At 40.5% G+C, this 14,099-nt stretch carries 11 protein-coding genes; 9 read left to right on the forward strand and 2 right to left on the reverse strand.

Going from position 1 to position 14,099, the window contains the following annotated elements; all coding sequences use genetic code 11:
• The first annotated feature begins 29 nt into the window (after positions 1-29).
• Together VOI46_RS06870 and VOI46_RS06875 are read left to right on the forward strand one after the other, a co-directional pair.
• Positions 30-1,121, forward strand: a complete 1,092-nt coding sequence (locus tag VOI46_RS06870) for a hypothetical protein (RefSeq protein WP_004587739.1) — start codon at positions 30-32, stop codon at positions 1,119-1,121.
• Between the two features lie 9 nt (positions 1,122-1,130).
• Positions 1,131-3,008, forward strand: coding sequence for a hypothetical protein (locus tag VOI46_RS06875; RefSeq protein ID WP_282337777.1), 1,878 nt, complete (start codon positions 1,131-1,133; stop codon positions 3,006-3,008).
• Between the two features lie 103 nt (positions 3,009-3,111).
• Here VOI46_RS06875 and glp read toward each other — a convergent pair whose 3' ends face one another.
• Entirely contained in the window at positions 3,112-4,326 is a 1,215-nt protein-coding gene (gene glp / locus VOI46_RS06880) for a gephyrin-like molybdotransferase Glp (RefSeq protein WP_004587741.1), read from the reverse strand.
• A gap of 47 nt (positions 4,327-4,373) precedes the next feature.
• Here glp and modA point away from each other — a divergent pair, with 47 nt between their 5' ends.
• Genes modA through VOI46_RS06895 form a run of 3 tightly spaced genes read left to right on the forward strand, consistent with a single transcriptional unit; the run spans position 4,374 to position 6,829 of the window.
• On the forward strand, positions 4,374-5,126 hold the full coding sequence (gene modA, locus VOI46_RS06885; RefSeq protein ID WP_004587742.1) for a molybdate ABC transporter substrate-binding protein: 753 nt from the start codon (positions 4,374-4,376) through the stop codon (positions 5,124-5,126).
• Positions 5,113-5,799 (forward strand): molybdate ABC transporter permease subunit, encoded by a 687-nt coding sequence (gene modB / locus VOI46_RS06890; protein ID WP_004587743.1) that lies wholly within the window; start codon positions 5,113-5,115, stop codon positions 5,797-5,799. Before modA ends, modB begins: the two co-directional genes overlap by 14 nt.
• Entirely contained in the window at positions 5,792-6,829 is a 1,038-nt protein-coding gene (locus VOI46_RS06895) for an ATP-binding cassette domain-containing protein (RefSeq protein WP_004587744.1), read from the forward strand. Before modB ends, VOI46_RS06895 begins: the two co-directional genes overlap by 8 nt.
• A 37-nt stretch (positions 6,830-6,866) precedes the next feature.
• On the opposite strand, the gene moeB is transcribed toward VOI46_RS06895, so the two are convergent.
• Positions 6,867-7,625, reverse strand: a complete 759-nt coding sequence (gene moeB / locus VOI46_RS06900; protein ID WP_273603347.1) for a molybdopterin-synthase adenylyltransferase MoeB — start codon at positions 7,623-7,625, stop codon at positions 6,867-6,869.
• 286 nt (positions 7,626-7,911) lie between these two features.
• Here moeB and VOI46_RS06905 point away from each other — a divergent pair, with 286 nt between their 5' ends.
• The 4 genes from VOI46_RS06905 to VOI46_RS06920 all read left to right on the forward strand — a co-directional run bounded on the left by VOI46_RS06905 (position 7,912) and on the right by VOI46_RS06920 (position 14,092).
• Positions 7,912-9,381 carry a NarK family nitrate/nitrite MFS transporter gene (locus tag VOI46_RS06905; protein WP_004587746.1) on the forward strand — a complete coding sequence of 490 codons (1,470 nt, stop codon included), beginning with the start codon at positions 7,912-7,914 and terminating at the stop codon, positions 9,379-9,381.
• Positions 9,382-9,394: 13 nt separating this feature from the next.
• Entirely contained in the window at positions 9,395-11,134 is a 1,740-nt protein-coding gene (locus tag VOI46_RS06910; RefSeq protein ID WP_004587747.1) for a bifunctional protein-serine/threonine kinase/phosphatase, read from the forward strand.
• A gap of 9 nt (positions 11,135-11,143) precedes the next feature.
• Positions 11,144-12,337 carry an alginate export family protein gene (locus VOI46_RS06915; protein WP_004587748.1) on the forward strand — a complete coding sequence of 398 codons (1,194 nt, stop codon included), beginning with the start codon at positions 11,144-11,146 and terminating at the stop codon, positions 12,335-12,337.
• Positions 12,338-12,565: 228 nt separating this feature from the next.
• On the forward strand, positions 12,566-14,092 hold the full coding sequence (locus VOI46_RS06920; RefSeq protein ID WP_004587749.1) for an FAD-dependent oxidoreductase: 1,527 nt from the start codon (positions 12,566-12,568) through the stop codon (positions 14,090-14,092).
• Positions 14,093-14,099: the final 7 nt, after the last annotated feature.

The following is a 14,099-nucleotide window of genomic DNA, read 5'->3' on the forward strand; positions in this document are numbered from 1 at the left end:
TCCCTTTTTTTATAGAAAGCGATTAAATTATGAAAAAAAAAATTCTCTTGTTAGGATTTTCAACTGCTCTACTTTCACCTCTAGCTTCTGCAAATAATCAATTTCAAATATTTACTCACTTTGACGCCGAAATTTACACTGAGGCACAGCCAGTACAAGCATTTGTAGATGATTTTGACGAGCCTATTAAGTCTGGCGATAGTGCATTTACTTATAATATTTTTGAAATTGGCGTGGGTTACAACAATTTTAAAGTTGGTTTGCAGAGCCGTTATGACTACGTACTTAATTTTGATCCCGATACTGCACTTTATACTTATTTAGAAAAAAACGATTTACCCTTTGAAGAGCGTTTTTACACGTATCAGCTAAATGCTAAGCAAGTGACCTCTAATGGGGTGTTTGTTTCATACGATTTTAAATTTTTAGATAAAAACGCGCTAACTATTACACCAAAAGTGTCTGTTTTTGCCAGTACACATTTTCAAGATGCCTCTGTAGATGGGCGAGTGTTTAGTGACGATGTAGAAGGCAGCATTACTGCTGATTATAATTTTTCGAAAGATATTTTATTTAAAAAATTTACTCCCTCGCAAAACCCTGAAGGCCTAGGCTATAGCTTAGATATTTTTGCTGATTGGCAAGTAAATGACGATTTAAAAGTAGGGTTAAGTGTAAAAGATCTGCTTTATAAAACTGACTTTGATGATACCGGCGCGGTAAAAGGGCAAACAACAGAAATCCCTTTCAGTGAAGATGAGAGTGGTAATGTTACCTCTACACCGACTGTTTCTCTTCAAACATCTGCTTTTGGTAATACTCAGTCACACACACTTGATATGGAAATGCGTATTACCGCCTTTGCCGATTATCGAATCAACCGCCGGTATTCAACGGCGCTTACAATCAAGCAGTACGACGAAGATACATTTAGTCAGCTAAAAGGGCGTATCCATTTTTGGGATCATTGGAAGGTACAAGCTGGCTATGAAACAAAAAGTGAGGCGTTTTTAGTCGGTATTGAAAGCGAGTACTTTGGTCTTAATTTACAAACCGACAGCTTAGATTTAGATAAAGCTTATTATGCGAATGTAAATTGGTACATGAACATTAAGTTTTAAGGAATGAAGATGTTAAAAAAACTTTTACCTTTGTCAGTTGCTCTAGCGCTTAGTGGCTGCGGTGGCTCTTCAAATGACAGTAGTGACGAAGCGGTTGAAATAAGCGTAGCATCTACCTCTACCGTAAATTTTTATGTACCTCAGTGGCAATCAGCCAAAGGTACGCTTAATCAATTAGACAGCCAAGGCAATGTGGTTGAGTCTGTCGCGGTCGAAAACATAAATACCGCCAGCGTGAGTGTATCGCCTCTTAATTTTTATACATTTGAATTTATACCTGACGATAGCGCCTTGCCATGCCCACGCTTTACAGGCTGCGGCAGAACGCTTCGCGGCGATGTAAACGATATAAACGAAAACCGTTTAATTGATTTTGAAGAGATAACTGGCGTTAATTTAAACTATGCCGCCCGTGCCTATGTTGCGCCAGGCGTTAATGAGGTGTTTTTCTCGCCATTGAGCACCGCAATTACGAATGCAAATGTTGACGCGACCCTTGCAAGTTTATCTGCGAGTCCTTTTTATCAGCTTACACATAGTAGCTTGAGTAATACACTAGAGGCAGAAATTGTTGCTAACGCATTTACGTATAGCGCTATCATCGCTGGTGTGTCTGTTGAAGGCTTTGATTTAGCCACTGCATTTGATGATTTTATCACCCAGCAGGATGATACAAGTGCTTGGCAAACTTACAGCAGTTTAGCAGATCAATACATTGCAGATAACCTTTACAGTGAACAAGGTAATGGTTTAATTCAAAGTGTAGCTGGGCAGGTTAAGCAAACTATTGCGAGCGTGACTAGTTATAACAATTGGCAGCAAAAAGTTGAAACTGAGCAAGCATTAGAGTCACGCGAATTACTCGAAAATATAAGAGATGCGCTAGGTGTTATTCGCTTACAGGACACAACCTACGCTGATGATTTAGACGCGAAGCTTGAACAACTAGAAAGCGCACTTGATGATGATACGCAGCAAACTATTACTGTGCTTGCTGAGGTGATTAATGAGGTACTCATAAATTACTCTCCACTTGCAGGAGTATCTGCGAGCGAAGGGCAGTACACGTTACGTAATCTTGATATTAGCTATTCAACCTCACCCTACGAATGGCTAATTACCGGTACCTATGATGGCTTGCCAGTAAATATAGACATGTCTATCCCCACATTTAGAATAAGCGGTGTACTTGGTGATAAAATAGAAGGGGTAATGAGCGCTTCTGTTATTAATGGCGATACGCGCTTAGATGTAGATGTAAGTGAACTGCTGGTGGAATTTGATGGGGTAAGTGAGCAAAGTGAATTATTACCCGATGCACAAACAGGCATTGCTAATATTACCACTGACGTAGTTATTGCTAAGCAATCAGGCGAGCTTACTGGTGAGATATCATTAGATCTAAATCGATTTGTTACTGCGTTTGCACAGGAAGTTACGTCTTTATCTGCCTTTGATTTTGCTGGCCAATATCAAAGTGATATTCAAACTACGCCTTTCCATATTACAGCATTAGAAGCTTCGCCACTGACGGGTGAGGAAAACGATGATTTAATGTTTGGCCTAGAACTGGCTCTGCCATTAGGTGGTGCGAGTGATTTTAGCTTAGCGTATGTAGGTGATGTTATTGATTTATCGCAGCTTACTAGTAGTGATGTATTTATTAGCGTAAAGCAAAAAGCCTTAGATTTACGCATTAGAGAAGTAAATAGCAATATTAGTTTAACCGCAAAAGGTGAAAACGGTCGCTGGCTTGATGTAAAACAAGCTGGCAGCAACTACAGCGGTGGCTTGTACTTAGGCGATACAAAAATTGCGGATGTAACCGCAGTACGTGGTATTCCTGGGGTATTATTTCCTAATGGAGATTTTGAGTCGTTATTTTAATAGCGGTTTAAACCTAAACTTAAGCCCAGCAAGTTGCACATACTTGCTGGGCTTTTTTATTACTCGTGCTTATATACTACCTAACTAAGAAAATTGGCATAAGTTATAGTAGCTCTATTTCTACGGTTTCGTCTTTTGCAATATTGCCACTTTCGGCGGGCACCACAATAAGGCAGTTTGCGTGGCTAAGCGATGAGAGTACCCCCGAACCTTGCTTATTTATAGGCGTTACCAACAGGTTATTGTTTTCGTCGGTACTGGCAATACCGCGTTGAAAGTCGGTACGGCCGGGTCGCTTTTTAATCAGCGTTGTGGTGGTTGCTTTTAAACGTAACTTAGCAGTATGTTCATTTCCTGAAAGCTTTGTAAGGGCTGGCTTTACAAGTCGCTCAAGCGTAACAGCTGCCGATACGGGGTTACCTGGTAAACCAAAAAAGTAGCTGTTAGGTAATTTACCAAAAGCAAAGGGTTTGCCCGGTTTCATGGCAATTTTCCAAAAATGGATATCGCCAATTTCATTTAATACTTCTTTAGTAAAATCGGCTTCGCCAACCGATACACCACCAGAGCTTATTACGGCATCGGCTTGCTCGTTTGCTTTTAAAAACGTGTTTTTAATGAGCGTTTTATCATCGGCAATTATCCCCAAATCAATCACTTCTATATTGTTATCATTAAGCTCGCTTAATATAACAGCGCGATTACTTTCATAAATAGCACCTGCTGGAAGTGCATTGCCAGGCTCTATAAGTTCATCCCCTGTAGAAAAAACCGCGACCTTTAGTGTCTCATATACACTTACTTGGTTAATACCAATAGAGGCAAGTAAGCCTACATCGACTGCTTTTAGTTTTCTGCCTGCTTTAAAAACAACACTATTTTTTGCAATGTCTTCACCTGCAAAGCGCACATTATTATTGAGCTCAATATGACCTGTAAATGTTATTTTGTCGTTATCTACGCTGGCGTTTTCTTGCATAACTACCGCATTAGCGCCAGGGGGCAGGGCAGCGCCGGTCATAATTCTAACGCATTGCCCAGGTGTTAAGGTGTTTTTAAAGGTTTGCCCAGCAAATACACTGCCTACTTGCTGATAAGTTGTTAGCCCTTCGCTTAGGCAAAGTGCATAGCCATCCATTGCCGAATTATCGTGAGCAGGCACATTTATATTGGATTTAATATCGTTTGCTAAAACACGGCCAACACTGTGCATTATTGAAATGGTTTCTGCGGCTTTATCAAAGTTAATAGCGCTTAGCATGTTACTAATTGCGGTTTCTACTGGTAATAAACCAGGTGCATTGCATACATCGTTCATATATATTGTTTTTTATAATGTGTCTGATTTTTAAAACAATACTTATAATGTTAAAGCTTTACAATACATGGTGTGGTTATTTGTTATTACTGTTAGTGGTATTTAGCAATCCTCTTAACGCAAAAGAAACGCTGCACATAGCCGTTGCGAGCAATTTTAAACCTGTGCTGCAAACGCTGGTGACTAACCCAGCCCTAAAAAATATTAATATTAAAATATCAGCTGCTTCTAGCGGCGTATTACACTCACAAATTATGCACGGTGCACCGTACGATATTTTTTTATCAGCCGACGCTGCACGCCCACACGCACTGATCAAAGACGGCTTTGCACTTAAAAATAGCTTAACTACCTATGCGATAGGTTTATTAGCGCTGTGGCGGCCAAGCAACTCAGTTATTAATAATAAATTAGCCATTGCTAATCCGCGGTTTTCGCCATATGGGCAATCATCGGCGCATTATGCTAAAAACTATATAAAAACACCGTATGAATTTGTGTATGCAAATAATATTACCCATGCGTTTCAATTTGTAGAAACAGGCAATGCCGCTAAAGGCTTGGTCGCGCTATCTACGTTAAAGTCGGCGTATCGCAAAACTAAAAATAAAAAATATTTAAATTACACGCTTATCGAACCTGAAAAATACCCTGAAATAACGCAGCAAGGCGTTATCATAAGCGCTACTAAGCATTTAACGGCAGCTAAAAAATTTATGGCTTTTTTAAATGACTCCTCAACCGCAAAAACATTATTAGAGCTTGGCTATAAAGCAAAGGAAAGTGATGTTAGCAAGTGATGTAACAGCGCTGTGGCTTACAATTAAACTTGCCTTTATAACGGCTGCTATTTTGTTGATTATATGCATTCCGCTTGCATGGCAGCTAGCCAGTTATAAAGGTAAGTTAAAGCCTATATTAGAAGCACTTATAGCAATGCCTTTGGTGCTGCCGCCTACGCTAATGGGCTTTTATTTATTGGTATTGTTTTCACCTACTCATGCATTTGGCCAGTTTTGGTTTTGGCTAACGGGTACGCAGCTCGCGTTTAGTTTTCAAGGGGTGGTTATTGGTTCGTTATTTTACTCTCTCCCTTTTGTGATGCAGCCATTACTAGCGGGCTTTAAACAAATAAATACTACTTACAATCAAGCTGCTATTGCCTTAGGAATAAGTCCATTTAAGCGTTTTATGTATTTAACGTTACCGCTATTAAAGCCAAGCATAGGCAGTGCCTTTGCACTGGGCTTTGCCCATACATTGGGAGAATTTGGTTTAGTGCTAATGATTGGTGGCAATATACAAGGCGAAACCCAAGTGGTGTCTATTGCGTTGTACGACCATGTAGAGTCGCTTAATTATGGGGCTGCGCATCAATTGTCGTTGGTATTGCTAGCAATCTCGTTTGCGTGTTTAGTGTTGTTGTTTAAATTTAATAAAACCGTGATAAACGGAGCTGCTAATCGTGCTTAAAATACAATGTCATCAACGTTTGGACGATTTTGAATTACATGTTGATTTAGCTATAAATCAATTTGATATTTTAGGGGTGTTTGGCCCTTCGGGCTCGGGCAAATCGAGCTTATTACAGGCGATAGCAGGGCTTACGACGGCGCAAAATGTGTGTATAAATAATCATAATATTACCCATTTAAAGCCAGATAAACGCCTACTTACATTACAGCTGCAGTCGTGCCCGTTATTTCCACATTTAAATGTGATGGGTAATTTACTGTTTACTCACAAGCATTGTAAAAATAAAAGTAACAACCTAACGCCTGATCAGGTAATTGATTTATTAGCACTAAACCCATTACTAAATCGTGATGTGTCTGGGCTTTCGGGCGGGGAGCGCCAGCGTGTAATTTTTGCAAGAACACTACTAAGTGGGCAATCAGTTGTTTTACTTGATGAGCCATTTAGCGCCTTAGATTGGTCAACGCGTTTTACTATGTTGGGGGCTGTTCAACAACTTAATAAATCCCATGGTATTAAATTTATTATTGTTAGCCACTCTTTAAAAGAGCTACTTTATTGTAGTGATACATTACTTCATATAGCGAAAGGCAACGTGCTCCAGTGCGGTGCAACACAAGAAGTGGTGCAAAGTATTTATACAAATAAGAGCCAAACGCCACTCAGTATACTTAGTTATAGTAAGCCTGAATTTAATGAGGCTTTTGGTCTTTACCAGCTTACTCTTAGTAATAGCCAACAGCATTTATATGCAGTGCCTTCACTGGTAAAACAAAACAATAAGTTAATTATAGAAAGCAGCCAAATAGCCTACAGCAAAGTAAAACCAATTAACGAGAGCAGTGCAAATGTGCTAATAGGTATGCTTGAAAATACCCAGCAGCTTGATGAGCAATGGCTACTTACAGTTAACGTAGATACGCAATTACTGTATTGCACGGTGTCTAAAAGGCAATGGCAGCAAAGTGCTGTAAGCCTAGGCGAGCAGATTTACTTGACAATAAATAACCTAGAAACGCTAAATTAGGCTCTAAAGAGCAGTCATGCATTTACAATGTACTAAATTAAGCACTGCAAACAGAGCAGTGCTTATTTTTAACAATGTTAAAACGGTTAAACTCCATACTTAAACCATCTACAAGTAATAGCTGCTCGGTGAGTTTACTAGGCAGTTCTGCAATAATTTTAAGTGCTTCAGTCGCTTGAATACTACCAATAAGCCCTACAATAGGGGAGAGTACGCCTGACTCTGAACAGCTTTGAGTTTGTTCGCCAAAGAGCTGTGACACACACCCGTAGCAATGGCTATTAGGCGCCATTGTAAAGCAAGCTACTTGTCCCTCTAACCTTATGGCAGAGCCCGAAACCAAGGGCGTACGGGTGTTATAGCAGGCGCTGTTGAGCAAATTACGTGTTGCTAAGTTATCAGTGCAGTCAATAACTACATCTACTTTGCTAAGTAATTGTTCAAGCTGCGAGTTTTCATTTAAAAATTCATCAATAGTGTGGATCTCTATTTCATCATTTAACTGAGTTAACTGTTTTTTTGCACTGTGGGTTTTTAAGCACCCAACATCACTTTGTTTATAGAGCACCTGCCTTTGCAAGTTAGTTGCATCAACCACATCGTTATCTACAAGCGTTAACGTACCTACGCCCGATGCCGCTAAGTACTGCGCAACTGGGCAGCCTAATCCACCTAACCCCACAATAAGAGCATGACTTTGCCATATTTTTTCTTGTCCATCTATATCTAGCTGAGGAAGCATAATATGGCGAGAATAGCGTAATTGCTGCTGATACGTTAAAGGGGGTTTTTGCATTAATGAGTTCTCATAATTTTTTTTAACAATACCAATTGGTTAAAACCTAGAGCAAGTAAAGCTTAAAAATTCTTTGCACTGTTTACGCCCAACAAAGCTGCTTAAATAGTGCAAAGCGAAATAAATATTAATTCCCAAAAATATAAGTAACTGAAAAACCTACCTATTAATTGTTGGCTTAGTAATTGCTGAAAGCGGTTAACGTTAATTTAACAATCTTCGCAGTGTTATTACTACCAAAGTCGTACTCACTGCTTAAAATAATAATCGTTACAAGGAAAAAAACATGCAACCGAGTTCTGGGTTTAATCTCATATCGTTTAGCGGAAAAATGAAAATACTACATTTAAGCTGGATGGTGTTTTTTATCTCTTTTTTTGTATGGTTTAACCATGCTCCATTATTAGGGGCAATAGCGGGCTCGCTAGGTATAACTATGGCACAGGTAAAAACGCTTCTCATTTTAAATGTGGCCTTAACCATTCCCGCGCGTGTTGTTGTTGGCATGCTGACAGATAAGTTTGGCCCGCGTATTGTTTATGCCGCTTTACTTATTTTATGTAGCATACCGTGTTTTATGTTTGCTATGGCCACCACGTTTGAGCAAGCCGCTATCGCGCGTTTTGCACTAGGCTTTATTGGTGCAGGCTTTGTAGTGGGCATTCGTATGGTGAGCGAATGGTTCCCAGCTAATGAGCTTGGTACAGCAGAAGGTATTTATGGTGGCTGGGGTAATTTTGGCTCGGCTGCCGCTGCCATGTTACTACCTGTATTAGCGCTTATGTTTGGCGGTGACGATGGCTGGCGCTATGCCGTTGGTTTAACGGGCGTACTTAGTGTTATTTTTGGTGTTATTTGGTACATAAACGTAACCGATACACCAAAAGGGGGGACGTACTTTAAGCCTAAAAAAGTAGGCGCAATGGAAGTAACCAGTAAAGGTGACTTTGTATTATTGCTTATTATGAAATTACCTATGTATGGCGCACTGGCTTTGCTTACTTGGAAGTTGTCTCCTACAGGCGCTAATTTAATTTCTGCCAATTTTGTTTTAGCCGTTTATGCATTCTTAGTGCTGTTATACGCCTACGAGGTATATAAAACCTTTGATATAAACGGACATATTTTTAAACAACCCGTGCCAGAATCGCACCGCTACGAATTTAAGCAAGTAGCTGTACTTAATATTTTATATTTTACCACCTTTGGCTCAGAGCTGGCCGTAGTATCTATGCTGCCATTATTTTTTATGGAAGTGTTTGGCCTAGATATGGTGTACGCAGGTTTACTGGCCTCTGCTTATGCGTTTATGAATTTAGCCTCGCGCCCGGGTGGTGGTTGGATCTCAGATAGAATGGGTCGTCGTAAAACACTTATTGTTCTTACCTCAGGGTTAGCTGTTGGCTACTTTGTTATGGGCTTAGTTGACGCTAGCTGGCCACTTTGGCTTGCTGTAGCTGCCGCCATGGCGTGTTCGTTCTTTGTGCAAGCTGGTGAGGGAGCGGTTTTTGCGGCTGTGCCACTTATTAAACGCCGCTTAACAGGGCAAATTGCAGGTATGACAGGCGCTTACGGTAACGTAGGCGCGGTGGTGTATTTAACGGCGCTCTCATTAGTGGATTACCAAACTTTCTTTATGATTATTGCTGCCAGTGCATTGTTAGGTTTAGGGGCGTTATTTTTCATGAAAGAGCCAGATGGGCACATGACAGAAGTAAACGAAGATGGCTCTGTTGAACTTATTTCAGTGACTTAAGGCAGCGTTAACCATGTTTGATGAAACCCAACACGCTCAAGTTCGTAATAATACGCTAGATGTTTCTTTTGGTGGGCACAGTGCCGCGGGCATAAAAGATGAAAATCAAGATGCGTTTGCTGCTTTAAATACTGAGCACGAACAACAAGAAACAAAAGGCGCTATTGCGTGCTTAGCGGATGGGTGTTCATCGGCTAAAAATGCCAAACAAGCATCGCAGCTCAGTGTTACTCACTTTATAAATGAGTATTTAAATACACCCGACAGCTGGGCAGTCAAAAAATCGGTTTCTAAGGTTTTAGCTAGCTTAAATCAGTGGTTATATTCGCAATCAGTCAACTATAACCACTTAGGGCAACGCCAAGCTGATTGGATGACCACCTTTACGGCGCTTATATTAAAATCAGCTACGGGGTATATATTTCATTTAGGCGATACTCGCATTACGCGTTTACGCGATAATCAAATGGAAGCGATAACGCGGGATCATAAAGTAAATGATACGCTCACTCGTGCTTTAGGCGCGCAGTCACATCAAGAAATTGATGTTTACGAAGTTGACCTAAAAGCCGGCGATATTTACATACTGACTTGCGATGGTGTGCATGATGTATTGCCCTATAGTGAAATTGCCAACGAAATAAACGCCCATAACAACTTAGAGCAGGCAGCAAAGGCCATTACCTCACGCGCTATAGCACAAGGCAGTGATGATAATGTGAGTTGTTTATTAGTGAAGGTAAATAGCATTGCGCAGCAAAATCTAGATGAGCTTTATCAATCGTTAACGCAGCGCAAAATGCTACCCGCATTAGAAGTTGGCCAAATAATTGATGGTTATACGGTTATTCGTAAAATCAACGAAAGCAGCCGATCGCACATTTATTTGGTACAGCAAGCACCTGATGCCCCCCCCGTTGTATTAAAGGCACCCTCGGTTAATTTTGAAGACGATATACATTACCTTCAAGGCTTTATACGCGAAGGGTGGGTAGGGCAACGTATAAATCATCCTAATGTAATGAAGGTTTTAAATACGCAATCGCAAAGCCGATTTTTATATCATATTTGCGAGTACATGGACGGACAAACCCTCAGTGACTATAAGCACGACGTCCCTTATTTAGAAATAGCGCAAGTGCGCAGTATTGTAGAGCAAATAGTGCATGCGCTAAGGGCATTTCAGCGATTAGATATGGTACATCGTGATTTAAAGCTCGATAACGTGATGATAGATGCACACGGTAAAGTTACGTTAATTGATTACGGTACTGTAAGTGTTGCGGCTATGGATGAGTCGGTTAAGCAAATAGCCGATCACTGCCCGCAAGGTACTATAGATTATACGGCTCCTGAAACACTTATTTCGCTGCATGCCGATTTTAAAAGCGATATGTTTTCGCTTGGGGTGATTGCTTATGAGTTATTGTGCTCGAAGCTGCCTTATAAAACATTACCGGCAAGTCATACCCCTATTGATTACAGCCACTGGCAATACACAAGTATTCGCAAGTACCGAGCCGATATACCCTTTTGGTTAGATCAGGCTTTAATGAAAGCACTTGCGCCAAAACCAGCGCTCAGATACCACGCATTTTCTGAGTTTTTAACAGATATTAGTAAACCTAATCCATATTTACAGAGCTCAGCCAACAAAATTTCAATAATGAAACGCGATCCAGTATTACTCTGGAAGAGCATTTCGCTGTGTTTATTTATCATTTTATTGTGCGTGCTCATAATTAAAAACTAAGAGACCAAGATGTTAAATTATAAAAATAACTTACCTATTATTTTAATGATAGGGTGCATTGCTGCGCCTTCAATTAGTGTTGCAGCGCAAACCGACCTTAATTTTAGGTTGCGTTATGAAAGTGCAGAGCAAGATAACGCACTAAAAGATGCCAGTAGCTTAACGCTGCGTACACGCCTTACTCATAAAACGGATGAAATGAATGGCTTTTCTGCTTTATTAGAGGTCGAAGATAGCCGAAGCCTATTAGGTGTAGACGATTACAACAATACGCTGGGTAAAAATACTAATTACTCAGTAATAGCCGACCCTGAAACCACAGAGATAGATCAGGCTTTTGTTAAGTACGCAAAAGATGCTTTATCAATTAAAGTAGGTAGGCAAGTAATAGCGCTTGATGGACAGCGCTTCGCAGGCCACGTTGGCTTTAGGCAAAACAGGCAAACCTTTGATGCGGCAACAGTAAATTACACCTTTAATGATATTAACTTGCACTATAGCTACATAAGTAAGCGCAACCGTATATTTGCCGATAGCAAAGATATTGATGCATCCGATCACCTTATCAATGCAAGCTTTAAAACAAGCCTAGGTAAGGTGGTTTTATACAGCTATTTATTAAGTAACGACGCAGTAGATGATGACAGCTTAGATACTTATGGCGTTTCTTTTAATGGTAATAAAACGCTCAGCGATATTAAATTTTACTATAAAGCACAGTACGCCACGCAATCTGCATCAACGAGCATGAGTGATTTTGACGCTGATTATTATGCATTTGAAGGGGGGATAGAACTAGGCGGTTTAGGCATTGAAACCGTTACATTAAAAGCTGGTATTGAGTCACTGGGTTCTGATAACGGCGATTATGGTTTTGCCACGCCGCTTGCCACAATGCATAAATTTAATGGCTGGGCCGATACGTTTTTAGCAACCCCAGCACAAGGGCTTGATGACACTTATGTAAGTTTAAATGGTAAAGCTTACGGCGGTAAATGGCTGTTGGCGTATCACAGCTTTGATGCCAACGATAGCGCCAATGGCGTTGATGATTTAGGCACAGAGCTAAACGTACAATACGTAAAGCCTATTAATAAAACCTATGCGGTAGGCGCAAAATATGCCGATTATTCAGCAGGCGATAGCGCTGCAGGCAAAGTCGATACCCAAAAACTTTGGGTATGGGTAAGCGCTAAATTTTAAGTATTTAACCTAAACCCTCGTTATTTAATTTAAAGCGTTACAAGTTGGTGCAATAGCGCCAGCTTGTGGTGCTTTCACTTTTTTTTTACTGTGTTAACTCGGTTAAGCTGTTGAAATGTAATGATTATATATCTGGCTTGCATATTGCTATAACCAACACATAATAAATTATACATTTAAAGTACCCATTTAAAATTAAGTGTATTTTAAATCAAACAGGTGATTTTAATGCCAAGCAAGCAGCGTGTTGTAGTTGTCGGAAATGGAATGGTTGGCCATCATTTTGTACAACAGCTAGTATCACAACAAGGTGATACTCAAAATATGGAGATTACCGTACTCAGCGGTGAAGACCGACTCGCTTATGACCGCGTACAGCTTTCGTCTTTTTTTAAAGGTAAAACCGAAGACGATTTAGCACTTACCTGCAGTAAAACCTATCAAGATTGGCAAGTGTGCTTTCATACTCATTCTAAAGTGGTTGATATAAACCGCGATGCAAAAACAGTCACTACTGCAAAAGGCAAAACATTTGAATACGACAAGTTAATATTGGCTACCGGTTCATTTGCATTTGTACCACCGATTCCAGGAAAAGACCGTGAGCATTGCCTAGTTTACAGAACCATTAACGATTTACACGCCATAAAAAAATCTGCACATGCCAGCAAAGTGGGCGTAGTAATTGGCGGCGGTTTATTAGGGCTTGAAGCAGCCAACGCGTTAAAGCAGCTTGGCTTGCAAACCCATGTAATAGAATTTGCACCACAACTTATGGGCGTACAAATAGATGGTGCTGGCGGGCGGTTACTAAAAAATAAAATTACCGAGCTGGGCGTTACAGTGCATACATCAGTGGCGACAGAGCAAATTATAGAGGGTGAAAACAGCCGTTATAAAATGTGCTTTAAAGGGGGGCAAACCCTAGAAACCGACATGATTGTATTTTCGGCCGGCATTCGCCCATACGATAACCTAGCTCGTGAGTTTAATTTAGAAATAGGTGAGCGCGGCGGCATCGTAATAAACAACCATTGCCAAACGAATGATAAAAACATATACGCCATAGGCGAATGCGCCCTTTGGAATAACTTTATTTTTGGCCTTGTAGCACCGGGCTACGCGATGGCAAAAGTAGCGGCGGAGCATGTTTTACAACAGTGGTCTTCAAACAAAGCTTTACACACTACCTCTAACAATTCCTCAACTAGTGCTGATGAATTTAGCGGTGCCGATATGAGCACCAAGCTTAAATTAATGGGTGTTGAAGTAGGCTCAATTGGTGATGCTCATGCACGCAGTGAAGGCGCAATTAGCTATTACTTTGAAGATCAACTAAGCGGTATTTACAAAAAAGTAGTCACTAATGAGCAAGGCAATAAGCTCATAGGTGCTGTACTGGTTGGCGATACCAGTGATTACGATAATTTATTGCAGTATCACTTAAATGGCATTGAGCTTAGTGTGCCCGCAGAGTCATTAATAATACCGCTTGCAGGTGACGCGGGCGAGCTAAACGCTGATGATTTGCCACGTGATGCCATTATTTGTGCGTGCCACAAAGTGACAAAACACACTATTGAACAAGCGGTTATACAAGGTTGTAGCGATTTAAATAAAGTGCAGCAAGCTACTAAAGCAAGTACTGGTTGTGGAGGCTGTGAAAAACTAGTGCAAAGCGTTATTAGCAGTGCACTTAATAATAAAATAGCCACGCTAACCCCAGTAGATGAGCCTGTATCCCAGAGCGCTTAACGCAAAT

It is taken from the genome of Pseudoalteromonas sp. CuT4-3, from assembly GCF_035666335.1.
Classification (GTDB): domain Bacteria; phylum Pseudomonadota; class Gammaproteobacteria; order Enterobacterales; family Alteromonadaceae; genus Pseudoalteromonas; species Pseudoalteromonas atlantica.